The organism is Sphingomonas sp. JC676, assembly GCF_014489075.1.
In the GTDB taxonomy this organism is placed as follows: Bacteria; Pseudomonadota; Alphaproteobacteria; order Sphingomonadales; family Sphingomonadaceae; genus Sphingomonas.
Genome location: NZ_JACTGR010000004.1, coordinates 537,674 through 561,020 on the forward strand (window position 1 = coordinate 537,674; position 23,347 = coordinate 561,020).

Consider the following 23,347-nt stretch of genomic DNA (forward strand, 5'->3'; position numbering starts at 1 on the left):
ACGTACTGAACTACCCGTCGACAAGCCATCAGACCCAGCCGGCCCGACGCCGGCTGTCGTAAACGCCGTACAGCGGTCGGCGCAACTCGACAGGCAGGCGACAATAGACGCCGATACACTCGACGGCGTTCTTCGCCGGCGATCCGTTGCACTTGCCGAACAACGAGTTAAGGTACGCCATGCTCGAGATATTAATCCCGTGATCGCGCAAATTTGGCGCGCAGGGCCTGCAGCGATCGCGTCATTGATGACCATTCTCGCCGCCGCTCCGGCGACGGCGCAGGAAAGCGCAGCCCCGCTTTACCAGTTTCAGGCCGATGGCCGGCCGCGGTGGGCAGGTCCCGAGAACCGCGACGCCGCCAAGGCCGCCGGCGGCCGCGAAAATCGCGGCGCCAAGGGCCGTGCCTTCGAGACGCTCGCCGCCGGCGCATCGCTGACATTGGCCGACATCCATGGCGCGGGCATCATCGACCGGATGTGGATTACCACCGAAGACCGGTCGCCCGAGATGCTGCGCGGCCTCCGGCTCGACATCTATTGGGATGGAGCGGCAAAGCCGGCGGTATCGGTACCGCTCGGCGACTTCTTCGGCGCGGGCGCGGGTGCGCTGGTACCGATGGAGACCGCGTTGCTGGCGAGCCCGGAAGGGCGATCCTATGTTTCCTACATCCCGATGCCGTTTCGCACCCGCGCGCGTATCGTCGTGACCAACGAGGCGGGCAAGCCGCTCAAGCTTATCTTCTGGGACGTCGACTTCCGGCAGCTCGCGGCTGCCCCCAGGGATGCGCTCTATTTCCATGCATATTGGAGCCGTACGCGGCAAACGCCGCTTGGCCGGGACTTTTCAATTCTCCCGAAAATATCCGGTCGGGGGCGGTTCCTGGGGACGATCGTCACGACCTTCACCAACCCGGCTTATGGCAAGAGCTGGTGGGGCGAAGGCGAGGTTAAGATCTATCTGGACGGCGATGATGTGCTGCCGACTTTGGCCGGGACCGGCACCGAGGACTATATCGGCACCGGGTGGGGGCAGGGCACCTATGCCCATCGCTTCCAGGGATCGCCGGTAGCGGACGAGCCGCGCGGTCGCTGGACCTTCTACCGTTTCCATATCCCCGATCCGATCTTCTTCGACCGCGATATACGCGTCGACCTTCAGCAGATCGGCGGCGCGCCCAAGAAGCAGGTGGTTGAGATGCTGTCGGCGGGCGTGAAGCTAATACCGGTAACGGTTGATCCGGGCGGCCGGGCCGCGTTCCGCCAGTTACTCACCGCGGGAACGAAGGTGACCGACCCAGGCCTTCCAGACGGCTGGACCAATTTTTATCGCAGCGACGATGTCTCCGCGATCGCCTTCTTCTATCTGGACAAGCCGATGAGCGGTCTGCCGCCGTTACCGGCCGCGGACGAGCGGCTGGCAGGGCTTCGCCCGCCCGCACCACCGGACAGGAAGCCCTCCGGGCCGGGTAGCCCCGGAGAGTAGATATCGACCAAGTCAGCGCTACGGGGCGTTGTCGCATTGGCCGGTGATTTCTTCGATTTCGCGAAGCGGAAAAGGCTCAGGCGTAACTCGATCCGGGCAGGTCATCCCACCTCGCGGGTGGGTCATCTCCCTCCGTGTTCCTCAGGCACATTGCTCCAGCCCGCGAATGCCCGGATGCGGCGATGCCCCCCGGCCACAGCGTACGCGGCCAGTTAAGCGGCGATATGAAGATATTCCGGCGAGAAGTCCGCAGTGAGGCGCATGCCGGCCCAGTCGACGATCCGGATCTCGCGTCCGATCCGCATGAGCGACCCTTCCTCGGCAGCGCGCGCTGATGGCCTCGCCTTCATGGCCCCAAATCCCGACGACGCGGCGAGCATGAAGCGGCACAACCGCGTAAACAGACCTTGCCACCGTCAAGACGAGCGAGAGGCAACTAAGCCCGGCGTCCGAGAAGCCGTTGAGCCCGCCATGCACCAGGACATAGCCTTCGCTCTCGACCGCCTCCTTGAGCAACGCCGGAAGCGAGCGCACCAGCTCGGGGTTGGTGCCGTAGCCGAGATGGAAGTCGAACTTGAAGCGGTTTCTCGCCCGCCTCGTGGTGTTCAATATCTCGAAGTCGAGCAGCTTGCGGTTGGCTGTGATCCGCTCCTCGCCATTGCCGCCGCGGATTCGTGTCGACTTCAGGCCGATCGCCTCGACGGTGCCCGAGCCCGACCCTTGTCGTAGGAAATCGAGTCGCCGAGCCGGAACGGGCGGTCGAAGATGATCGCCAGCGCCGCAAACAAATCCGCGAAGACGCCCTGCGCGGCGAGGCCTATGGCGATGCCGCCGAACCCCAGACCGGCAATGAGACCGGTGACATTGACGCCCAGATTGCTGAGCACCAGCACGGCGGAGATTGCGAACAGGGCGATGGTGACCAGCAGCCGGATGATCCCGAGCGCGCTGGCAGGCCGTGGTCGTGTTTCGGGTCCGCCCTAGTACGGTGCTCGATAGCACCGAAGATGATCTCGCGCGCCCAGACCGCCCCCTGGTAGACCGCGACGATCGTGAACAGGAAGACGGTGGTCGCGTGGTTACGGGCGGGGCGTCGGCATAGCCGATGACAAGCCTTGCGGCGGTCATGATCATGAACAAGGTGCCGGTCTTTGCCAGCGCCCGCCCGACGATGCTGTACCAGGTTGCAACACCCTCGCCGCGCTTGCGAACCCGCACGGCCCAGCCGCGCAGCAACAATAATAGGCCGACGATCCGGCACGGATTGCAATAGCGATGGCGATCGCCAGTCAATGCGAGGTGAGCCATGCGATTGCGTCGGCAACGAGGTCGCGAATTTGGGCGATCACGTCGCCTCGGCGCAGGGCGGTAATGGATGTGCTGTTCTCGGTGTTCATGCCGCCGAAAATTATGAGCAGAAGGGCGGTTCCCTCTTGTCGCTGCGCTGCGGCAATTGCCGTGAGCCGTCCGGGCGATTCCTAGGCGGCCGTCCGCACCCTCACCAAGCCCTCGAATGTGCCTCGAACCGGAGGCGAGGCGCCAGCAACCAGTACAGAGACCTGGGACAGAAATGCATCGGCCCCATCGCCGGCGCACCGTTCCGCCATCGCCCAGCTGCCGAATTCGCGTTCGTCGATCTGCCTGTTCGAGAGGATGACGATGGCCCGGTGCCGGCCATCCTCCCGGATGCGCTCCAGCGTTTGAGTGATCTGCGGTTCGTGGCCTTCGATCGCCTGCAGGAAGCGCTTGCCGTCCGAATAGAGCAATCCGGTGATTCCATCCCGGCGGTTGTTGATCTGCGAGGTCACGAGGATCTCGTGTAGATCGGCAGCACTGACGTCGCTCGCCGCGGTGCTGATATATACTATCTGGCGCATGCAATCCCCTTTGGCTGTGCAAGCAGCCTAGACCTAACCCGTTAGAAACTCGTGAAAATGCGCTTGATCTGGGTCAGGCGCACGTTGCTTGCAGGCGAGGCCCCCGCGATCCTGGACACAAGGCTCCAGCTCTTTGCACCGCTCAACATTCATGACGGGGAAGCGAAGTCCCGCGACATGGCACGGATTCTTCCGGATCAGAGGCCAGGCCCCTTCGCGCAAGCTCTTTGCGGAGCGGTGCCACCAGTGAAATTGGCCCATGCAGGCTGACATTTTTCAGATGGCTCTGTAACGCCTCGGCCGTCATCCTTGGAATTTCAGTCAGGAGCGCGGCATGGAGGTCAATGGGGGTCGGGCCGGTAGCCTCACCCGCCGGCGCAGGTTTCTTGATGGCCGCTTTGCGTTTGGGTCGGCTTGTCCCTTTATCGGCCATGGCGCACCTCTCGCTTACCCCCCCGTTAGCAGGACGAAAGGAACGCGCAGCACGGTGCGCAAATCGGTCGCATCCTCTGTCGCGCCCACTTCAACGGACCAGTTGAGGCTCGCCCGGTCGCTCATTCGATAGGTAATGCCCAGCAGCAATCGGCCGATCTGAAGATCCCTTGATCGAGTCACACGCTCTCCTGGCCATTGCGGCGTCGGGTCAATAAGACTGGTGCTCGTGCGGGTTCCAAAGACCCAACTATGCGCATAGCCCAGGTTGATCGTCGTCCGTTGATTGAACGAGACGCCGATGCCGGCGCTGAAAGACAAGGCGTCGCCCGGATCGACATGATTGATAATGACAGGCGGAATTTGCGTGTTCACGTCCTTGCCGAGGTTGAATGTGTATCCTGCCGTTGCGAACAGCACCACCGGATCGCTCGGTAGGATTGCCGTGACACTTGGCGAAATGCCGTAGAAGCCGGCGCCGGTGGCCGCGCGCAATGCCCGGCCCAGCTCGTCGCGAGGGACGGCAAAAGGGTCGCTTCCCGTCGGCAACACCGCCTGGAGATTGCCGATAAGGTAGGGCCATCCTGACCCGCCGCCAGTCAGCTGGTAGCGCGCCGTCAGCTCAAGATCGCCAATGCCATTGCCTTTTGCCGAGCTGTCGATCGTCGCTGCAGAATCGTCGGGCGTCGTACCTGAGACCGGGGCAATGATCGACGCGTCCGAGCGGTAGACATAGGGCATGCGAATCCCGAGCTCGAACCGGTCCGTCACGCCGTAGCGCAGGGCCGCCGAACCGGTCAGGACGTCCTGACGACTTTCGTTGATGTCAAAAACACCGACCAGCACCACCTCGACCAGCTCGATTCCTCTGAAGATGGCCCGACTGCGGTCTGCGCGTGCATAGTCGAGCTGCAGTTCGCCCGTCAGCTGGCCTGCGCGCGTGATGATACTCCCTTGGCCGTCGAGCACTGCAAGCTCGATCGGGCGTTCCTCATCAGCAGGGGCCTGGCCGACGCGTTCCAGCGCCTGTCCCCCGGGCACGGTTGGGCTCGCCGGCGCCGGGGCCGGCGATGCCGCGCTGGCAAGCAGCTCTGCCCGGAGCGATTTCAATTCCACTTCCTGTGCATCGAGACGGCGACGTTGTGCTTCGATCAGATCGAGCGCCTGATCCAGCCGCCGCTCGATCGAGTCCACGCGCGGGACGATCGGCACATCTTGGGACCGCGCTTGCGCCGTAGTAACGGGCAAGATCAGCACGGCACACACCAAGGCCATCTTCATCCGGTTCTCTCCAGCTATCGCACGCGGGACTGGAGCGCATCGATCGCGATGTTCTCGACTCTGGGCATCGCCGAACCGACCAGATCGGGACCTGCATTTCGCAAGTCGATTGCCAAGGTGGTGGTGGTGTCGATCACTCTGTCGTTTCCGCTGTTCGTGATCAGCGAACCGAAGGCCGCTCCTGCGAAATGCGTAACCGAAAAATCGGATCCTTGGAGAGCGGCTTGCGCGACCCCGCCCTGGTCCTTTCGGAAGACGGTGCCGAAGTCCGTCTGCACCGGGCCGGTCGGATCGACGGGCATTAAGCCCTCGCGTATTTGCATCGACGCTGCGTCGGCTGTCGAGACGGCAGGCGCGCCGTATCCGGGCACCACCTGAATTCCGGTGCGGCTGTCGTACGACACGCTGGGCAAGGGCGTCCGGCCGTCGGCGCCGCGCGACTCGGACGTCACCCGTTCTCCGGGCCGGGGCACGAATATCGTGAATTTCGGCTGGCCTTGGTCGATCTTGAACACGCTGCGCAGGACGACCGCATTGTCTATGGCGGTTTCGGTCTGCACGGTGATCGCCACGTCGATCCCGTTTGGAAGGTGAATGCCGCCGCGCTGATTTGCCAGTTCCGCGTCCGAAAGCGCGGTTCCGAAGAGTTCGGCCGACAATAGGGCCAAGGGAAGGAACATGCCCATTGCCTAGAAGTCCCGATAAAATGGACTGGTCAAGGCGAGCGCCTGGAGACTGATCGGGTCGGCAAAACTCCCATGGACAGGCGCGCGCGTATAGCCGGCCCATTGAAGGCGCGAATTGAAGCTAGATTTCGCACGTGCGCGATCGTCGGCGAGCACGAAGTAGATGCCGTTCCAGGCAGCCTCGAAACGTGAACGCGACATGGCTGTGAGGCCCGACGACGGGTCTCCGATAAGAACTTCCTTCTCTCGGACCCCCTTTACGACGACGAAATGCCGATAGTCCTTGACGCGGATGAGCGCGATGCCGGGAATGCCGCTCGTCTCGATCTGGCCGAGCGAAACCTTGTAGCCATCGGCACGCAGGCCGCGACTGGCAAGCCATCGCTTCATGTCAAGCAACGAGAAGCCCAGCTTGCGTATCTGGGCGCGGTCCCCGGCTGCCCACATGCCGCGAAAGGCACTCTCCTCGGCGACGTTGTAGCCATAGTGATAGCGCAGCAGGGTAGCGAGCGCTGCCGACCCGCAGCTGAAGTCGTAGCGCTGCCGCACCACGGTAGCGAAGCGCCTGTCGATGACACTCGACACTGGCACCATCACGTCGCCGTTCGCGCCGCTGCCGATGGCGAAGCGGGGTGTTTGAGCTCGGGAGCCGCTGCAACCGCACAGTATCAACGACGACAACACCAATCCGGCGGATATCGCGTTCATGGTGTCGGGCTGATCGCAATGGCTACATTCATCGCGGAGTTAATCGCGACGTTGTTGCCGGTGTTTACGTTGACCATCGACAGGCCGTTCATGTTCTGGAAGGCGTTGTCGGAGATGCGCACTTCGCCGGTCACGACGTTGTCGCCGACGCTGTTCCGGCTGACGCCTGCTGTCTGCTGCGCCTTGGCGATCATCGTCAGATCCTCGCGCCCCGCAATGGCTTTCAGCGTTTCCTCGGAAACTGGTGCCTGTGTGAACGGCTCCTCCGCTACGGCCGGAGCGGTCTGTGCAGCAGCACTCATCGTCGACGTCGCGAGCGAACCCAGAAGCGGAAGAATGTAGCGGAAGCCGGGCATTATTTCTTTCCTGCACGAAAGAGGGTGCCGGCGACGCGAGGGGGTGCGCCGCCGGCGGGAGAACCTCAGGGGTTGATGTCCCCAGCGGAGAGAGCGATGCTGACATTGGCGTTCTGCGACGCGCCGACACCGGTATTCTGGTTCAGCGCCTGGATGCCCGCGAAGTTCTGGAATGAGCTTCCACCGGTGCGCAGGCTGTTGTCGGTTGTCGGACCGTCACCCTCGCTGCCGTTGAAGGTGACCGAGACGCCGGTGACGTAGCTCGAGAGCGAGCCGCTCGCGACCAGGGCATTGTCCCCGAATACCGAATCGGCGCTCGCTACCGCGGTGCGCGTCGACGTATCGACTGAGTTGTCATTGTAGCTGTCGGCAACCGAATTGTCGGTATTGTCGACGGAGTTGTCATTGTTGCTGTCGTTCATCGAATTGTCGTTGCCGCTATCGGCTATATCGACAGAGTTGTCGGTTGTGTTGTTGCTGTTGTTGATCGAACTGTCGTTGCCGCTGTCGGCCACGTCGATCGAATTGTCCGTCGTCTTGGTATTGTTGCTGTAGTTGGTCGAGCTGTCGTTGCCGCTATCAGCAACGCTGACATTCGTCGAGCTGTCATTGTTGCTGTCATTGGTGGAGTTGTCGGTGTTGGTCGAATTATCGTTGCCGCTGTCCGCAACGTCGATCGAGTTGTCGGTATTGACCGAGTTATCGGTCGTTGAATTGTCATTTCCACTGTCAGCTACATCAATGGAATTGTCGGTCGTATTGTTGCTGTTATTGGTCGAGCTGTCGTTGCCGCTGTCCGCGACGCTCACCGTGGTGGACTTGTCGTTGTAGCTCCCTCTGGTCGAGCTGTCGTTCGCGCTGTCGGTGACGGCGACGTCGGTAGAGGAATCGTTGCCACCATTATTGCTGTCATTGATCGAATTGTCGGTATTCACCGAATTGTCGTTGCCGCTGTCGGCCACATCGATCGATTTGTCCGTGTTCACCGAATTGTTGTTATTGCTGTCGTTCACCGAGTTGTCGGTGGCGGTGTTACCGTTGAGGTAGGAGGATTGATCGCTTGTGGCGGTAGAGCCATTGTTCGCCGCGTTCTGCCCTGCGTTGGCGCTGCTATTGTCCTGGGGGACGGTCTGGGCCGCTGCAGGCGCCGCAACGAGCAGAGCTGCCACCGAACACGTATAGAAAAGATTGATCTTCATGGTCGCGTTCCTTCTCCAAGCATTTCGCTACGCCTTGGCTTCCCCCGTTGGTGGGACCTGGACCGTGCGGCGCCCTTGTCGGGCACCCGGCAAGAATTGAATGTTTTCCGCGACTTGATCTCCCCCGATCCGAGAGCAATCGCCGCCCCCGAACGGTGTTGCCTAGTCCCCCCAGATGGGGGGTCAAAGGATGTCCAAGTTGCAGCCAGGCGCGGCGTGGACGCAGCTGCGCAGCAGCAGCGAGACAAGCTGCGCTTGCCGGCTGGTATCGGTCTTTCCGAATATCTGCTTTAAATAGGACCGTGCGGTCTGTTCGCGGATGCGCAGTGAATCGGCTGCCTCGGTTAGTGAAACTCCCCCTGCGAGCAGGCTGGCCAGGCGCGTCTCGACCGGGGAAAGCCCGTATAGATGGCACGCGGGTTCCAGCCGCCGCCGCAGGTCCTGGCCAGGATCGAAGAGATAGACGATAGCCGCCGCCCGGTCCCTGTCGCCGGGGCTGGCCTGTATGCGGTGGGGCACGAGCGCGACCATCAACGGCCGTTCCCGGTTGGCGCGGCGCAGCGCGATGACTGGGATCGAATCGCCTCGATCCAGGTCGCAGGCAGTGGGTGCGATTACATGGTCGATGGCGGCGTGAAGACGCGCGGAGTCGCCGAGATGAACTGCCGCGATAGAGCCGCAGCTACGCCGGATGCCGTCATGGGCGTCGATCAGGCGCTCGGCTATGGCATTGGCGAACAGGACATGGCCGCGATGGTCCAGGAGGATGACGCCAAGTCCGCTGTCGTCGACCGCATGTGTCATCGCCCCGAGCCGCAGTGTGACTTGCTGCCGCTTTACCCATAAGGCGATGATTGTCTCGAGCAGGGGCGTCAGCAACTGCACCGATTCCCGCACCTGTAAACGGGCGTCCGCGTCGAGATCGCGAAAAAACGCGCTGATCGACACGCGGCCGCCGGCTATGGAGACCGAGCTGGTCATCGCGTCCCAACGACGGCCCGCGCGTTTACCCGTTCGCCAGTCGACCTCGACGGTCTGCTCCTCTCGGGCAAGGAACGCATAATCGGCCGCGCTCCCGCTCGAGCACAGTACCGCGTGGTCGCCCGCGTCGCCTTGCCAGGTGATCAAAGTTGCGTCTGCGTCGACAGATTCTCGAAAGATCGAAAGCGCAGAGTCCAGCTCCGGATCATATCCCGCTGAAGTTGCGCAGATTTGGCTGTCGCGGAACGCTGGGACTTCTGCGTCCAGCGAACGCGCAACAGGTAGCACCCCGCCTGGGGAGCCAAAAGCCATCATTCTCTCCCTGTTCGCCATGTGCCCCGGCGATCACTTCAGAAATATCGATCGACCCAAAACCAACAGATCAGTTCATGTATCCGTAGCACACGGGACAATATCCACATGAATTCTCCCTACCCCTTTTGGTTCGGAACTAACCTAAATCATAGCACTGTAGTCCTAGGATTTGTCGCATCACCTGTAGATGCTCTTCCGGCTTGCATTGTCTTGTATTTCTGCTCGATTATCATGCCTTGACAGAAGCCCTTCTCAAATCGAACGTTGGGCCCGGATGAGAGAACCAATAAAACGTTGCTTTTGCCGGGGATACCAACAAGGTCGCCAACCCCGCTTTCCATCACTTCATGCCGTTTCGGGAAGCCGAGCCAATGATCACCGGCGAATGTCCGGGAATGGTTTTCCGGCCGTCCGCTCGGTCGGCGGCTCGAAGGGCAGGAAGTGAGTGGAAAGCAGAAATGCCCAGACGCACGAAGCCCCATGTCCTCGCTCGACCGCATCGACGCAGTTCAACCCTCGTTACAGTTTGGCAAGACCGGCCCGGGCGGCTAGGGCTTCACTCTCTGGGTCGAATCCTGATCCCCATTGAAGCATCAAGGTCAAGCCGGGGATTTTTGCTAGACATCAGGATTCAGTATCATATGCTACAAAAGCAATAAGCCCGCTGACCTGTTATAGCGGTTACCGTCGCACAGCGACAATAGGAGGGCCGGAGCTGCTTGCGACTACGGATCGCAGCTCACGCCGGGCAGACGGACAAGGCAATAATGCCGCGTCGCCATAGCGAGCAACTCGATGTGAAGAGGGAGGATGTATGATCAGACTTCGCAAATCGCTGCGGCCGTATTCTATCGGCAGCGCGGCGATTGCCGCGTTGCTTTCGTCCGTGTCGGCAGTTCACGCCCAGGAAGGGCAAGAGGTGCGCGACAATAACGATATCATCGTCACCGCGACCAAGCGCGCCACGTCGATCCAGGACGTCCCCTTCTCGATCAATGCCCAGACCGAAGAAGATATCGTGCGCGCTAACGCCAGCACAGTCGAGGATCTGTCGCGCAACGTTGCCGGCCTGGCGATCCAGAATCTCGGGCCGGGGCAGAGCCAGGTTTCGGTTCGCGGCGTTTCCGCCGGCCAGGTCGCACGCGACCAGCCCGGCGTAAAGGAGCAGGTGGGCGTCTATCTCGACGAGTCGGTTATCTCGCTTTCATTGTTCACACCTGACCTCGACCTCTACGATCTCAACCGCGTCGAGACGCTTCGCGGCCCGCAGGGGACGCTTTTCGGATCGGGATCGGTCGGCGGTACGCTGCGCTACATCACCAATCAGCCGAACACCCGCGAAGTCGAGGGCAAGGTCGAGGCCAATATCAACCTCGTCGACGGGGATGACCTCGGCGGCCATTTGAAGGGCGCGATCAACCTTCCCATCTCCGAGAAGGCGGCAGTTCGCGCCGTCGGCTATTACACGCGCTATGCAGGCTTCATCAACGCGCGGCGCGAGGGTGGCGGCGTCGACGAGGACGTGAACGATGGCGAACGTTACGGCGGCCGCCTCTCGATACTGCTGCAGCCGACCGAGGAACTGTCGATCACGCCGCGGATCGTCTATCAGAAGATCTCGACCAATGGGTTCAACCGGCAGGAAGTCTACAACCTCTTCGCCAATCCCTTCACCACGACGCGGCCCCCTATCTCGTTGGGCGAGCGCGAGCAGTATCTGTTGCTGGGCGAACGGTTCGAGGACAAAATCCTGCTGGCCGACATGACCGTGCAGCTTTCGCGCGGCCCGGTCGATGTGACGTCGGTCACCAGCTACACCGATCGCAGGATTCTGGTCAGCCGCGATGCCAGTGCGCTGACGGGCAGCGTTTCAGTCGATCTGGGCTTTCCGGACGTCGGCGGCGTGCTGTTGCCGTCGAACCTGGTGGATCGCACCAAGGTGAGCCAGTTCACGCAGGAACTGCGGTTCGCATCGAACGATGTCGCCAGCCCGTTTCAGTGGCTGGTCGGCCTGTTCTATTCGAACACCGACCGCGACTATTCGCAGCGCCTGCCGACGCCGGGCTATGATGCAGTGACCGACGCCACGCTGGGTGCGGGCACCTCGGCTGCGGTCTCGAACGGCTTCGGACCCGACTCGCCGTACAATGCCGACATTCCGTACAGCCTCCAGCAAATGGCGGTGTTCGGGGAAACGAGCTACGACTTGACCGACCGCATCACCGCGACGGTCGGTGGCCGCTATTATGCGTTCAACGAACGACGGACCTTCAAGTCGGGCGGTCTGTTCACCAATCTCGACAACAATGTCGACAAGACAAAGTCGGAGGGCTTCTCGCCGCGCGCCTTGCTGAGTTTCGAGGCGAGCAAGGCCCTCACGTTCAATGCGCAGGTGTCGAAGGGCTTCCGTCTGGGGGGCGTAAACGACCCGCTCAACCTGCCGCTGTGCGGCCCGACCGACGCATCGGTGTTCGGCAATCGTCCACGCTACGACGATGAATCGCTGTGGAACTATGAAGGCGGATTCAAGGCGATCACGGGGGCGTTTCGCGTCAGCGCGGCGGCGTTCTACACCGATATCAAGAACCTGCAGGTCACTGCGGACGCCGGCTCATGCTCGTCACGCGTCGTGTTCAACGTGCCCAAGGCGCATACCATGGGCGTAGAGCTCGAACTCGAGGCGACGCTGGTGAAGGGCTTCGATCTGTCGGTAACGGGAAGCTATGTCGAGGCGCAGTTCGATGCCACGATCGCGCTGCCCAACGGGGCCGTGATCGAGGGTATCCGCGACGGCAATCGTCTGCCGTCGGTGCCGAAGTTCCAGATGTCTGCGAACGCCAGCTACAGTTTCGCTGTCGGCGACGGGAGCGAGGCCTATCTTTCCGCGTCGTTCCAGCATGTCGGCAGCCGTTTCACGCAGCCCGGCGACCAGGAGAACAACCCACGTAGCTTTGTCCACAACCTGCCGTTCGGCGGCGCCCCCGCCAACGCTTCGACGACCGTCGACCTGGAACTACCGGCCTACCAGCTCGTCAACCTGAGCGCGGGTATCGATTTCGACCAAGGCCTGGGGCTCGCGATCTACGTCAACAACTTGCTCGACGAGAACGCGCTGCTCTCGTTCGATCGGGAGCGCGGGGGCCGCGCACGGCTGGGCTTCGCAACGAACCAGCCCCGCACGATCGGCCTGACAGTCCGCAAGAGTTTCTGAAGAGAAAACCCCGCATTCGGCAGACGGGTTCTCCATTGATTGCGCCCTCGCCGAAGCGGTATTCGCCCCGTGGCGGAAATGCGCACGCTTGCAAAGTCCGTTTCGATCACGAGAGATAATCGTTAGTTGTCCAATCGGGCGCTGCTCTTCCCCAAAATAGCTGCGCAGAATGTAACTAAGTTATAATCCCTTAGCCGTGATTTACGTTATCCAGGTCGGGCGACCCGAAAGATTCCTTTTGAACGGGGGGATCTTTTCACTTCAAAGCCCGGCCGATATCACCCGGCCGGGCTCTTTTTTGCCGGGTACTTCCGGCCGGGGACGAGGTCCGCACCCAAGCGCTCCCGCGGGTCCATGTCGGCCAGGTCGAGATCGGCGCGGCATTGCAGAAGACCTCGAAGGAGGATCGCGACTATCTCGGTCAAGCTCGACGATCCCAGCCTGCCGGCTCCGATCTACGCGACCCTGGTCGCCGGCGAGGGCAGCGAGTTCAACCTGATCTGGTCGCGCTGACCGGCACGGCCCCGCCGCGGATCACCGCGGCGGGGCTTTTCATATTTTTCCGCATTACGTCGTGAATTCATGAAGACGTATGACTTGCAAACGCCCAATTGCAGCCGTTCGGGAGCGATCGGCCGCTCCCCGAAACCGGACATTCGTCTTCTTCGATCTACCAGGCGCGCCAGTTATTTTGGCAAGTCACGGGTCAACGGCCAACTCGCCATCGTCATTGTCGCTATCGGGCACCATCATGATTTTCTTGCGCGCGCCGAAAGACCGCAACTGGTCGTTAGGGCCCATGCACCTTGCCGACGTGAATGTCCCATTTGCCGTATCGGTGTCTCCAGAGCGGTCGGCCAGCGATGTGCCAACCAATCGGTTATCTCGATGTATTCCGCGGCTCCATCACGCGAGCATATGGAACAACAGCGATGGGTCGAGGGGCACCGTCAGGCTGCTGATCGCGATCCTGGTGATTGAAAAGGTCATGCCACGAAGAAGGTCTAGGCGGGCTGAGCACCTTCAAAGGGGGGAGAAGGGCTCAGCCCTAAGTCGCCTGGGAACGACGACCTGCGTCACATGTACCGCAGCGTTCGCAGTCCCCCGCTAACAGAGGTCTGCTTGAAGTGGATCATTTGGCTTAACTCGCAAACGCACCGCCACCCGCTGAGACGCCTCGGCGCCGAAGCGCCCCGCCAGCGAGTCCGAAGCTTCCAATCAGCATTCCCCAGGCTGCTTGCTCCGGGACGCCGGCGAAGACCGGGTCCTCGTCCTGCAGCGCAAACGTCAATCCCAAGCTCCGTTAACCTGGGGGCTGAAAGGCGAGACTCGACTCTACTACAGTCTCAACGATCGCGAGTTCGCACCTTTCGGCGAAGTTAGCCAGCAGACGCGGGTTACCTGTCGCGGTTCGCGCATAGGCATGGCCAGCTTTAATGGCAGCGTCAACCGCGGCTATCTAGTCGATCGCGTCGCCTACGATTACAGCCGGTGGAAACCCGATGAGGGATCAGGATAAGGCTCTTCGCTCGTACTCGAGGATATAGACTGACCCGCCTGTAATGGGGCGCTGGCGAGCTGTGATTTCGCCGTAGCCGCGCGCGGCAGGTTGCGATTCGCGGCCGCTCGCCGTTGGATGAGATCGTTCCACAATGCGCGCATCTTTCCCGCGCCGAGCGGAATGAGTTAGGATTGCTCATGTTCTTCAGTCTATTGAGGCATGCTATTCCATTAGCGGCCCTTCTTTTGGTTGCTGGTGCTGCGCACGCCCAATTGAGCACCGCAGCGAGAACGGAGCGGATTTATCTTTCGGGCAAGGGTCCGAAGGATGCCGTCGCGTGGGGTTTCACCGTCACCGCAGGCCGTCGGGCCGGCGAAAAGACCACTATTCCTGTGCCCTCCAACTGGGAGCAGCATGGGTTCGGGACCTATAGCTACGGTGAGCAAGGGGCCGGCCGCAGCGATGAACGGGGCCTCTACGCGCTGCGCTTTACACCGCCTGCAAACCTTAAGGGTAAGCGGGTCCGCCTGGTTTTCGAAGGCGTAATGACCGATGCGGCGGTGAAGGTGAATGGCGTCTCTGCGGGGCCGGCGCATCAGGGAGGCTTTTATCGCTTCAACTACGACGTGACCTCGATGTTGAGGATCGGCGAAGTGAATTCGCTGGAGGTCGAGGTTTCCAAGGCCTCCGCGGACTTGCTGACGGACCGCGCCGAGCGTGACGCCGACTATTGGGTGTTCGGCGGCATCTTCCGGCCTGTCTGGCTTGAAGTCTCGCCGATGGAGGCAATTGACCATGTCGCCATCGATGCCCGCGCGGATGGCAGCCTTGCTGCCGATGTGCGCATCGCAGGCGACAAGGAGGGCACCCGGATCGAGGCGCAGGTCCTCGGTGCGGACGGCAAGCCGGTCGGTTCGGCCTTCTCCAGGCCCATTCCCGCCGGAGGCGCAGGCAAGGTACGGATTACGGGTCGCGTGGAAACGCCCAGGCTCTGGAGCGCGGAGAGCCCCAATCTCTACTCCCTTCAGTTGACCCTTTTCAAAGGTGATGAGGCGATCCACGCGTTGACCCAACGCTTCGGCTTCCGCACTTTCGAACTGCGCCCAGGCGACGGCTTGTATCTCAACGGCCAGCGCATCCTTCTCAAAGGCGTCAACCGTCACAGCTTTCGACCCAAGACGGCGCGAGCACTGGACGACGAAGACAATTGGGCTGACGTGCGGCTCATCAAGTCGATGAATATGAACGCCGTGCGGATGTCGCATTACCCGCCCGACCCCACGCTGCTAGATGCTGCCGATCAGCTCGGCCTCTACGTCCTCGACGAACTGAGCGGCTGGCAGAAGGCGCACGGAACCTACATCGGTCGCAAACTGATCCGAGAAATGGTCGAGCGCGACGTGAACCACCCAAGCATTCTCTTTTGGGATAATGGCAACGAGGGCGGCTGGAACCGCGATCTGGATCCCGAGTTCGCACTCTACGATCCCCAGAACCGCCGCGTGCTGCACCCGTGGGAGCTGCACGACGACATCGATACCAAGCACTATTCGAATTACGCCGACCTGACGCGCCGACTGGCGGGCAAGCATTTGCTGATGCCGACAGAGATACTGCACGCCCTATATGATGGTGGCGGGGCTGCGGGACTCGAGGACTATTGGAATGCCATATCCGCCTCACCGGTCGGTGCCGGTATGTTCATTTGGGCGTTCGCTGATGAAGGCGTCGCTCGTACGGACAAGAATGGCGAGATAGACACTTTCAGTACCTTCGCCCCCGATGGCATCCTTGGCCCCAACCACGAGAAGGAAGGCAGCTATTACGCGGTGCGGGACCTGTGGTCGCCCGTGCAAGTCGTGCCGCCCGAGATCGGGCCGGGCTTCGACGGAACCTTGAAGGTCAGCAACAAATACGACTTCACGTCGTTGGCCCAGATCCGCTTTACGTGGAAGCTCGTTCGCTTTCCAGGGATGAGCGACAAGGGGACCGCACCTCTCGAGCTCGCGAAGGGCGCAATGGCGGGACCTTCCGTCGCGCCGCACGCACAAGGGGCGTTGAAGCTCGGATTGCCGAAGAATTGGCGCCGCGCGGATGCCTTGACGCTTACGGCCATTGGTACGGACAATCAGGATGTCTGGACCTGGAGCTGGCCGGTCGCCCCGGCAACGCTGCCCGCGGTGAACGCGTCAGGGAACCCGGCCGTAGCCGCCGGACGTACCGAAATCACCCTTTCGTCGAACGGCGTGAAGGCGGTCTTCGACCCGGCGACAGGCCTGCTCCGACGCATCGACCGCGATCGCAAGACGCTGGAACTCGCCAACGGGCCGCGCCTCGTCTTCGCGCGTCCGCGCGCCGGCGAGCCGCAGTGGCGGACAATGGAAGGCGATGCGGGAAGCCCGGTCCGCCATTTGGCAACGCCGCAATTGGCCGACGTGATCGAGATCGATCTCGCCCTTGAGAAAAGCGATAGCTACGCCGGGTTCAAGTTGGAGATCACGCCGGACGGCCGGACCTGGAAGACGATCTACGACAGCAGTCGCCGTACCAGCGACGGCAACCGCTATGTCTTTGCGCCGCAGATGGTGTCGGGGCTGCGTTATTCGGTGCCGACGAGCCAGACCGCGCGGGTGGTCCCCGTCCGGAACGTGCGGATCGGTTTCGAGGCCGATCGGTTCGCCTCTCCCCCGACAGAGAGGCCCGTGATCACTACTGGCCAGCGCCGCGATCCTGCCACAGGCGCTGGAGAAGCCTGGCTGGAAAGTCGCGGTGGCGGCGGGCTCGACGTCTTGCGCTGGACGATGCGGGCCGATGGCTCGCTGAAGCTTGACTATAGTTACACCCTCTCCGGTGCCTTCATCTATCACGGCGTTACCTTCGACCACCCCGGCCGCATCGCTTCGATGCGCAGCTTGGGTAAGGGACCCTATCGGGTCTGGCAGAACCGGCTGCGCGGAGCAGAGTTGGGGGTAAGAGAAGCAACCTTCGCCGTCGACCGCCCTGGCGCCAGCGCCTACCCGGAATTCCAGGGTTATTTCTCGGGTCTGCGCTGGGCGCGCTTCAACACAGATTCCGTTCCGTGGGCAGTTTCGACCTCATCGCCCGATCTCTACTTGCGGGTCGGAACGCCCCTGCTGGGGCACGCCAACACCTCCGCCGAGTTTCCCGCGGGCGACCTCTCGTTCATGCACGCCATACCTGCAATTGGTTCGAAGTTTGTCACTCCGGTTGATACCGGGCCCGCCAGCCAGCCCGCTAACGCGGCAGGGACATATCGCGGGTCGATCGTCTTCACCTGGCCCCGCTAGGTAGCAAGTGACTCAGGTTGCGGGCCGGTCGACTACGCAAGGCTCCCTGTCTATGGGAAGAGGCCGACGATATCGCCGCCTGCGTAGGCGACATTCCATCCCTTTGGCCCAGCAGTGGTCATGAATATGTGATATTTGCCGTTCGCATATACGACCGACGGATCCTTGAGCGCCGACAGCCGATGGGCGGCATCCGACCTTGGCAGGATAAGCGGCGCGGTTGAAGACCATTGAAAGTCGCGGCCGCTCCCGACTCTCTGGACAGCAGCGACGGGAAAGGGTTGCGCGCGCTGAGCCTGCGGCGCTGCGATGGTGATCGTGGCCGCCCCGACGGCAAGAAGAAGCCCACCAATTCGATCATAAATCCGCAACTGCCCCGCGCCGTTATCAGTTCGCCCTCAACTCGTTCTATCTCATGGTGCACTGCCGCTTTGGTTCCTGCCGGTGTCCGTTCGGCCTATTCTTCGCCCGCAATTCCGCCGGACGGCCCGCCCGGAGGCCACCATCGAAAGGTTGGGCGTTCGACGCGCGAATATTGGGCCGTCCGTCCCACATGGTTATTGAAGCAGCTCCACGCCGAAGGGAGCCAAATCAATCTTGCCCGAATAGGTCTTGTGCGTCAGCACGCCTGTCTTCGTACCCGCGAAACTCACATGTACCGGGGTTCGGTTGGTATTGACGTATAGCACCCGCCCGTCGACGGCGCGCGCAACGACGCCCTCGGGCGTTATCGGCCCTCGCACGAGGCCGAGCTTGTCGTAGAGCGAGCGGATCAGCGGTCCGATAAAGCCGGGCTGCGCCGCAGTGGCGAGATAGATGGCCTGCCCCTTGCCGAACTTGTTGATAGCAATGGCCGGGCTGGCCTTCGGCGTGTTGTCGAAGCTGGCCAAGGGCTTGGCTGTGTTCAACTCGAGCATTTCGTAATAATTGTCGGTGCCAGTACGCATTTCGCCGTCGAACATGAATTTGAGAGGCTGTTCGGATCGGTAGAATTCGTTGGTGCGCAAGCCGAACACATCGGTCAAGCGCCCGGGAAGCGGCGTCGCGAACCATTTGCCGGTTTCATCGACCTTGGCTGAATAGCCTGTCATGATCACCGTGCCGCCCTTCGCGACATAGCTACGAACCGCCTCTGCGATCTGCTTATCGATGAGATAGGCGCCCGACAGGACGACAAGCTTGTACCGGCCCAGCGGTTCGTGCCCCACATCGATGACAGCCGCGTCGATATTGTCCCGGAACAGCGGCGCGAACGCGGCCTTCACCTGCTCGCCATAGCTCCCCTTGAAATACTCCTTCATGGTGTTGGGCCCCGGCGGCGGATTGGTCAGCCAGTTGGTCTCGAACGAATAGTGAATGGCGATCTCGGGCGCCCGGTCGCGGGGAAAGCCGAGGGTCCGCAGCTGCTTGAATTCCCTGGCGATCTGGCCGAACTCGTCGAGCTTCCAGGAGCGGCGATCATCATGGTCGATCAAACCGAACAGCGCCTGCTCCTCGCCGCCGAGGTGCGAATTGAAGGTCCAGGCGAGGAACGTCTGCGAATAGTAGAGCAGTCCGAAATAGGCCCACATGCGCGAGCGGCCCGGGGTGCCGTAATAACCGCCGCCACCGGCTGTGAACTCGTTGAACCAGACAGGCGTGTCATGCCCCGCCCGGTTCATCATCACCTCGAAGGCCGCGCCCATCGGGTCGCCTGGATAGAAGCCTTGCGCGCCATAGGTCGAAACCTCGTCCCATGACCGTAGATAGTTGAAACCCTTGCTCCAGGCAGTCGGCCAGAAATTGGACGCGGTCGGAAGGTTCGGTGCGTATTTCTTTCGCACTGCCTCCAGGTCCCGGAGTGCCCCGATGGCATCATCGGACCAATAGCGGCGCAGGTCGAGATAACGTTCGTTCGGGCCTGGGCCGCTCCCATAGGGAAGGTCGACCTGATCCCAGCTGTTGATCCGCCGCGACCAGCGCTGCGTCGCCCAGGCCTCGTTAAGCGCCTCGATCGAGCCGTATTTCTTCTCCAGCCATGCGACGAATCGGTCGCGATCGGCTTGCGAATAGGAGAGCTGGCCGTTGCCGATCTCATTGTCGTAGCCGATCGCGATCACCGCCGGATTCTTGGCATAGCGCTGCATCATCTTTTCGGCGAGCCGCTTGGCGAGGCGTCGATAGTCGGGGTCGCTGATATTGTCCCAGTACCGCGACGCAGCGTTCACGCGCACGCCGTCCTGGTTGACGATGTCGACGCCGGGATAGGCCTTGTGAAGCCAGATGGGCGCAGGTTGGCCGGGAATGTCGACGATCACGCGGATGCCGACAGCGTGCATTTGCGCGATCACACCGTCGAACCATTCGAAGGTGAAATGGCCTTCCTCCGGCTCGAATGAATCCCAGGAGAGATCTCCCATCCGGACCATGTTGAAGCCGGCCGCCTTCATCGTCGCCACGTCCTGCCGGACTTGCTCGGGCGTGCGGTCGATCGGCTGATAGCAGGTGCCGACGAAGAGCTGCCCCTTGCCCGGCCATTCCGGATGTCCCGCGGCACTTTGCGCGTTCGCCGACAGCGGGACGCCGCTGAGCGGCAGCCCGAACGAAGATGCGAGCAGCAATGCCTTGCCTGCGGCTCGGGCGAATCGGTACTTCATGCGTTTCATTCCCCGATCCATTCCGGATCTCGTGTCAAAAGCGAGGTCGCTGCGGTCCGCATGCGCGAGCGCGTCCGGTTTAGCGGCGTCCCGTCAGATAAAGCTGATCTCGAACACGCTGGCGTGACGTGTGGGCAAGCCTTCAGGCATATCGATGGCGAGCGCGTGACGGTTCTGTCGGAATCCCACCGAACCACGGCCGAGCAGGCGAACCTGCCGTACCCGGCGGTTCTCATGTGGATTGCCGATGGCCAGCGACGCGATCTCGGCGAGATTCTTGGGTTCGCCGAGGGCAATCGCATAAAGCGAATCGCCCTTGGTCGTGAACCGGATATCGCGCGCGGTATAATCGGCCTTTTCCTGGAACATTCCCGCGGCCGTTTCGGTCGGCCCCTCGCCATGGACCTTCCAAGGGCGCGTCCCATGGATGGCTTCGGAATTGACCTCCATCCACGCCGCGAGCTCGGCGAGCAGCCGCTCGGACTGCGGCGGTAGGCTCCCGTCGGGATATTGGACGACGTTGAGCAGCAAATTGCCGTTCTTGCTCACGATGTCGGCGAGCATGGTGACGACTTCGGTTGTCGTCTTGTAGTCATGGCTGTCGTTGTAGAACCAGTCGGCGTTCGACGTGTCGGTCTGCCACGGAAGTGGGTTGATGCCGCTGAGCACGCCGCGCTCTACATCCTGGACGACAGCCTCGTTATGGAATTCGCCCGAGCCCGAATCCTTGCAGGTGTAGACGGCTTCCAGCTTCCCCCCGCGCGCGATGCTGCCGTTGTAGAGATGCGCTACCAGCGCACGGCCGACTTCACCAAAGGGCAGCCCGCCATCCGAGTAGAGGAGATCCGGCTGGTAGGTGTCGACAAGGTCGCGAATTCGCTGGAACCATAACTGATGGAACTTCGCATGGCGCGTGTACCATGTGCCAGGCTTATTGAGGAAGGGCTCGTCGCGATTGTCGTGGTAGAGGTCCGCATAGCGCGGGTCTGCGCCGTCATAACTGACGCCGAGCTTTGGCCAGAACTGATCGTAGAGATGACTGGGATGCCACCAGCAATAGCTAGCCCCCAGATGCTCGGAGACGCCGAACCGCAGGCCCAGGCGGTTCGCGGCCGCTTTCCACGCGCCGACGATATCTTGCCTCGGGCCCATCGCGGCCGCGTTCCAGCGGTGATATTTCGAATTCCATAGGTCGAAATTGTCGTGGTGGACGCCCATCGTTACGAAATACTTCGCCCCCGCCGCGGCATATTTGCCCATTAGCACCTCGGGATCGAACTTCTCGGCCTTCCACAGGGGAATGACATCTTTATACCCGAATTCGGCCGGGTGACCGAATGTCTTTACGTGATGGTCATAGTGTGGATGCCCTGGCACATACATGAATCGCGCGTACCAGTCGCCTCGGCGCGGCACGGCTTGCGGACCCCAATGCGCCCAGATGCCAAATTTGGCATCGCGAAACCAATCCGGAGTTCGGTAGGTCTTGAGCGATTCGACGGTTGGCGCGAAGCGCCCGGAGGGTATGTCGAGATGACCGTCCTGGATCTCATCGCTAGTGTTGACCGCAACTCGATGCCGTGCCCGCGCAGCGGAGCTCAGTCCGACGGCCGCGACAAAGGGTCCGGTCAGGATATCGCGCTTGCTGAACCTCATCTTTTCCTCGGCGATTAGGTCGATGTTTGGACCAAGGGCTTCAATCGACCACCGCGCTTGAAATGGCCATGAGCGCATTGTCGATCCCGACAAGCTTGTTCGCGATATCCTCAAGCGCCCACGCCTGCTTAAGGGCGGCATAGGCAGCGACCTGCTCTGGCGTAAGCTCTTCTCCGTCGCCTGCCTGCAACGTGGCTCTCGTGATACCATCTGTGTGCACAGCTACAAATCGCGCCATTGGCAATCTCCATTTGATGTAAACCCCGCTCACTCCTTCTCAGGGGCGGGCGGGGCTTTCTCGCGTTTGGGCTTTGTGGCGTCCGGATCGGGAATGGCCAGCAAGGCACTTAAAGCATTCCTTATATCAAGGGGGGCGAGCGATACGGGTCGTTCCCCTTTTGTATCGTTCGCGCCGCGTTCTTTCTTTTCTCCCGCTACGGGGGTTGAGGGGCTTGCGGGCAACGTGGCTTTCTGCGATGAGGGTCGCGCATTATTTTTATTCTTGGGGGCTGTCATGGCATTTGATCCCAGCGAGCTGATTTCCAGTTCCCGCATCATACCCGGGATTGAGGCTGCGTTGAAGGCTGCATACGATCAGGGGGTTCAAGACGCCCTTGACCGCATCATGGCGGCTGCCAAGCAGCCAATCGAGGAGGCCGCCTCTGCCACTCCAGCTCCGACCCCCGCGCCCACACCAGCTGCGACGGTGAAGAATCAAGAGGAAGTCGTAGAGCGGGCTGGCCCGTCGGCTTACAATCCGCGCGCTCCGCGCGGATTGGTTCCACAAGTTCTGGAACTCATCATGGGGGATAGGCCGGGTCTCTCCATCGCTGAGTACGAGACGTTAGCTACGGACTTGGACGGCCGTTTGGCCCGTAAAAGTGTCGGCAACGAGCTGCGTAGAGGCGAGGGTTCGAAGTATGAACGCCGCGGTTACCGCTGGTTTCTGCAACAAGATGCGAAAACGAATGAAGCGGCGGACACCCCCGCCAAGGATGCGTCCACCGCTTCATCTGCGCCATCAAACGAAAGGACCGACAATGCCGCCCCCTTAGTCTGAGATGATCAGCGGCCTCTGCGTGCGAGGGATATCCTGCTCGCGGAGGCCACCCTTGGAGCCGGTGTGGCGAAATTGGTAGACGCACCCGCTTTGGAAGCGGGTTGGGGCAGGTAGTTTGGAAGGCCCACCACCCCTGCGGGTTCAAATCCCGTCACCGGCACCGCGCGTCCTATAGACGTACAGCGGTCAAATTGGAATCCCTTTTTGGTTCTGGCGCAAGCCCGAGGGCACGCCTATTAATCCGCAGGCGTATGCGCTTGCGCACACCGGAGCGCCCAAGCATGTGGGGCAAGAAAAAGATTGCTGGGACCGTGTACGATCTGACCCACCTGGATCAGTTTACGGTCAACGTACCTCGCGCCTCTGGTGTGCCTTATCGGTTGCGCGTGCAGTTCGGCGTGCACACCTTTACGAAGGCGTACACGCCACTGGACACCCAAGACCTCGCCATTTCACACGGCAAGGAGCTGCGGGCATTCTGCCTCAAGCGTTGGGCGCACTCCCAGCATCTGCCAGCAGCTGTCAGAAAGGCGGTTTCGGGCGACGTCCTGCTCAGCGATGGTAAGACGATCATCGCGACTCGCCTGCCCGGCTTGGAGGGGCCCTATCTCATAGCTTTCACCATCCAAGTGCGACCCACCTCGAAGTACGATGCAG

Annotated in this window: 17 protein-coding genes, 1 tRNA gene and 1 pseudogene; 7 read left to right on the plus strand and 12 right to left on the minus strand. The window is 61.5% G+C overall.

Going from position 1 to position 23,347, the window contains the following annotated elements; genetic code table 11:
- Positions 1-247: 247 nt before the first annotated feature.
- Entirely contained in the window at positions 248-1,483 is a 1,236-nt protein-coding gene (locus tag IAG41_RS16080; RefSeq protein ID WP_187729653.1) for a glycoside hydrolase family 172 protein, read from the plus strand.
- A gap of 683 nt (positions 1,484-2,166) precedes the next feature.
- On the opposite strand, the gene IAG41_RS23300 is transcribed toward IAG41_RS16080, so the two are convergent.
- The 8 genes from IAG41_RS23300 to IAG41_RS16120 form a co-directional block, all read right to left on the minus strand.
- Positions 2,167-2,376: a mechanosensitive ion channel domain-containing protein gene (locus IAG41_RS23300; protein ID WP_316251170.1), complete on the minus strand. Its 210-nt coding sequence runs from the start codon at positions 2,374-2,376 to the stop codon at positions 2,167-2,169.
- Positions 2,377-2,961: 585 nt separating this feature from the next.
- Positions 2,962-3,360 (minus strand): BLUF domain-containing protein, encoded by a 399-nt coding sequence (locus IAG41_RS16090; RefSeq protein WP_187729654.1) that lies wholly within the window; start codon positions 3,358-3,360, stop codon positions 2,962-2,964.
- Positions 3,361-3,807: 447 nt separating this feature from the next.
- Entirely contained in the window at positions 3,808-5,073 is a 1,266-nt protein-coding gene (locus IAG41_RS16095) for a transporter (protein WP_187729655.1), read from the minus strand.
- 14 nt (positions 5,074-5,087) lie between these two features.
- Complete coding sequence (locus tag IAG41_RS16100; RefSeq protein WP_187729656.1) at positions 5,088-5,753, minus strand: hypothetical protein; 666 nt, start codon at positions 5,751-5,753, stop codon at positions 5,088-5,090.
- A 9-nt stretch (positions 5,754-5,762) separates the two neighbouring features.
- Positions 5,763-6,467: a C39 family peptidase gene (locus IAG41_RS16105; protein ID WP_187729657.1), complete on the minus strand. Its 705-nt coding sequence runs from the start codon at positions 6,465-6,467 to the stop codon at positions 5,763-5,765.
- On the minus strand, positions 6,464-6,823 hold the full coding sequence (locus IAG41_RS16110) for a hypothetical protein (protein ID WP_187729658.1): 360 nt from the start codon (positions 6,821-6,823) through the stop codon (positions 6,464-6,466). The genes IAG41_RS16105 and IAG41_RS16110 overlap by 4 nt, the downstream gene beginning before the upstream one ends.
- Before the next feature lie 65 nt (positions 6,824-6,888).
- Positions 6,889-8,022: a hypothetical protein gene (locus IAG41_RS16115; RefSeq protein ID WP_187729659.1), complete on the minus strand. Its 1,134-nt coding sequence runs from the start codon at positions 8,020-8,022 to the stop codon at positions 6,889-6,891.
- 183 nt (positions 8,023-8,205) lie between these two features.
- On the minus strand, positions 8,206-9,315 hold the full coding sequence (locus tag IAG41_RS16120) for a helix-turn-helix transcriptional regulator (protein ID WP_187729660.1): 1,110 nt from the start codon (positions 9,313-9,315) through the stop codon (positions 8,206-8,208).
- 817 nt (positions 9,316-10,132) lie between these two features.
- Here IAG41_RS16120 and IAG41_RS16125 point away from each other — a divergent pair.
- Both IAG41_RS16125 and IAG41_RS22985 read left to right on the plus strand, forming a co-directional pair.
- Positions 10,133-12,529: a TonB-dependent receptor gene (locus IAG41_RS16125; RefSeq protein WP_187729661.1), complete on the plus strand. Its 2,397-nt coding sequence runs from the start codon at positions 10,133-10,135 to the stop codon at positions 12,527-12,529.
- Positions 12,530-12,876: 347 nt separating this feature from the next.
- Positions 12,877-13,042 (plus strand): annotated as a pseudogene (locus IAG41_RS22985) (DUF736 domain-containing protein); the annotation flags it as partial.
- Positions 13,043-13,670: 628 nt separating this feature from the next.
- On the opposite strand, the gene IAG41_RS16135 reads toward IAG41_RS22985, so the two are convergent.
- Positions 13,671-13,826, minus strand: coding sequence for a PEPxxWA-CTERM sorting domain-containing protein (locus IAG41_RS16135; protein ID WP_316251171.1), 156 nt, complete (start codon positions 13,824-13,826; stop codon positions 13,671-13,673).
- A 335-nt stretch (positions 13,827-14,161) separates the two neighbouring features.
- Between IAG41_RS16135 and IAG41_RS16140 the strand changes: the two genes are divergently transcribed.
- Positions 14,162-17,338, plus strand: a complete 3,177-nt coding sequence (locus IAG41_RS16140) for a glycoside hydrolase family 2 protein (RefSeq protein WP_222950727.1) — start codon at positions 14,162-14,164, stop codon at positions 17,336-17,338.
- 557 nt (positions 17,339-17,895) lie between these two features.
- Here IAG41_RS16140 and IAG41_RS16145 read toward each other — a convergent pair.
- The 3 genes from IAG41_RS16145 to IAG41_RS16155 form a co-directional block, all read right to left on the minus strand.
- A complete protein-coding gene (locus IAG41_RS16145) occupies positions 17,896-19,974 on the minus strand; it encodes a beta-galactosidase (protein WP_187729663.1) in 2,079 nt (692 codons plus the stop codon).
- 93 nt (positions 19,975-20,067) lie between these two features.
- Positions 20,068-21,630: an alpha-L-fucosidase gene (locus IAG41_RS16150; protein WP_187729664.1), complete on the minus strand. Its 1,563-nt coding sequence runs from the start codon at positions 21,628-21,630 to the stop codon at positions 20,068-20,070.
- A gap of 40 nt (positions 21,631-21,670) precedes the next feature.
- A complete protein-coding gene (locus tag IAG41_RS16155; protein ID WP_187729665.1) occupies positions 21,671-21,868 on the minus strand; it encodes a hypothetical protein in 198 nt (65 codons plus the stop codon).
- A gap of 93 nt (positions 21,869-21,961) precedes the next feature.
- Between IAG41_RS16155 and IAG41_RS16160 the strand changes: the two genes are divergently transcribed.
- The 3 genes from IAG41_RS16160 to IAG41_RS16170 form a co-directional block, all read left to right on the plus strand.
- Entirely contained in the window at positions 21,962-22,690 is a 729-nt protein-coding gene (locus tag IAG41_RS16160; protein WP_187729666.1) for a hypothetical protein, read from the plus strand.
- Between the two features lie 57 nt (positions 22,691-22,747).
- Positions 22,748-22,850: transfer RNA gene (locus tag IAG41_RS16165), tRNA-Pro, on the plus strand.
- Positions 22,851-22,971: 121 nt separating this feature from the next.
- The coding region (locus IAG41_RS16170; RefSeq protein ID WP_187729667.1) for a hypothetical protein at positions 22,972-23,347 on the plus strand (376 nt) is incomplete at its 3' end.

What these genes read in the sequence shown, in the direction of transcription:
- IAG41_RS16100 (WP_187729656.1), bottom strand. Translation starts at nt 5,753, where the DNA reads ATGTTCCTTCCCTTGGCCCTATTGTCGGCCGAACTCTTCGGAACCGCG.
- IAG41_RS16120 (WP_187729660.1), bottom strand. Translation starts at nt 9,315, where the DNA reads ATGGCTTTTGGCTCCCCAGGCGGGGTGCTACCTGTTGCGCGTTCGCTG.
- IAG41_RS16090 (WP_187729654.1), bottom strand. Translation starts at nt 3,360, where the DNA reads ATGCGCCAGATAGTATATATCAGCACCGCGGCGAGCGACGTCAGTGCT.
- IAG41_RS16080 (WP_187729653.1), top strand. Translation starts at nt 248, where the DNA reads ATGACCATTCTCGCCGCCGCTCCGGCGACGGCGCAGGAAAGCGCAGCC.
- IAG41_RS16145 (WP_187729663.1), bottom strand. Translation starts at nt 19,974, where the DNA reads ATGAAGTACCGATTCGCCCGAGCCGCAGGCAAGGCATTGCTGCTCGCA.
- IAG41_RS16160 (WP_187729666.1), top strand. Translation starts at nt 21,962, where the DNA reads ATGGCCAGCAAGGCACTTAAAGCATTCCTTATATCAAGGGGGGCGAGC.
- IAG41_RS16150 (WP_187729664.1), bottom strand. Translation starts at nt 21,630, where the DNA reads ATGAGGTTCAGCAAGCGCGATATCCTGACCGGACCCTTTGTCGCGGCC.
- IAG41_RS16110 (WP_187729658.1), bottom strand. Translation starts at nt 6,823, where the DNA reads ATGCCCGGCTTCCGCTACATTCTTCCGCTTCTGGGTTCGCTCGCGACG.
- IAG41_RS16105 (WP_187729657.1), bottom strand. Translation starts at nt 6,467, where the DNA reads ATGAACGCGATATCCGCCGGATTGGTGTTGTCGTCGTTGATACTGTGC.
- IAG41_RS16155 (WP_187729665.1), bottom strand. Translation starts at nt 21,868, where the DNA reads ATGGCGCGATTTGTAGCTGTGCACACAGATGGTATCACGAGAGCCACG.
- IAG41_RS16125 (WP_187729661.1), top strand. Translation starts at nt 10,133, where the DNA reads ATGATCAGACTTCGCAAATCGCTGCGGCCGTATTCTATCGGCAGCGCG.
- IAG41_RS16095 (WP_187729655.1), bottom strand. Translation starts at nt 5,073, where the DNA reads ATGAAGATGGCCTTGGTGTGTGCCGTGCTGATCTTGCCCGTTACTACG.
- IAG41_RS16115 (WP_187729659.1), bottom strand. Translation starts at nt 8,022, where the DNA reads ATGAAGATCAATCTTTTCTATACGTGTTCGGTGGCAGCTCTGCTCGTT.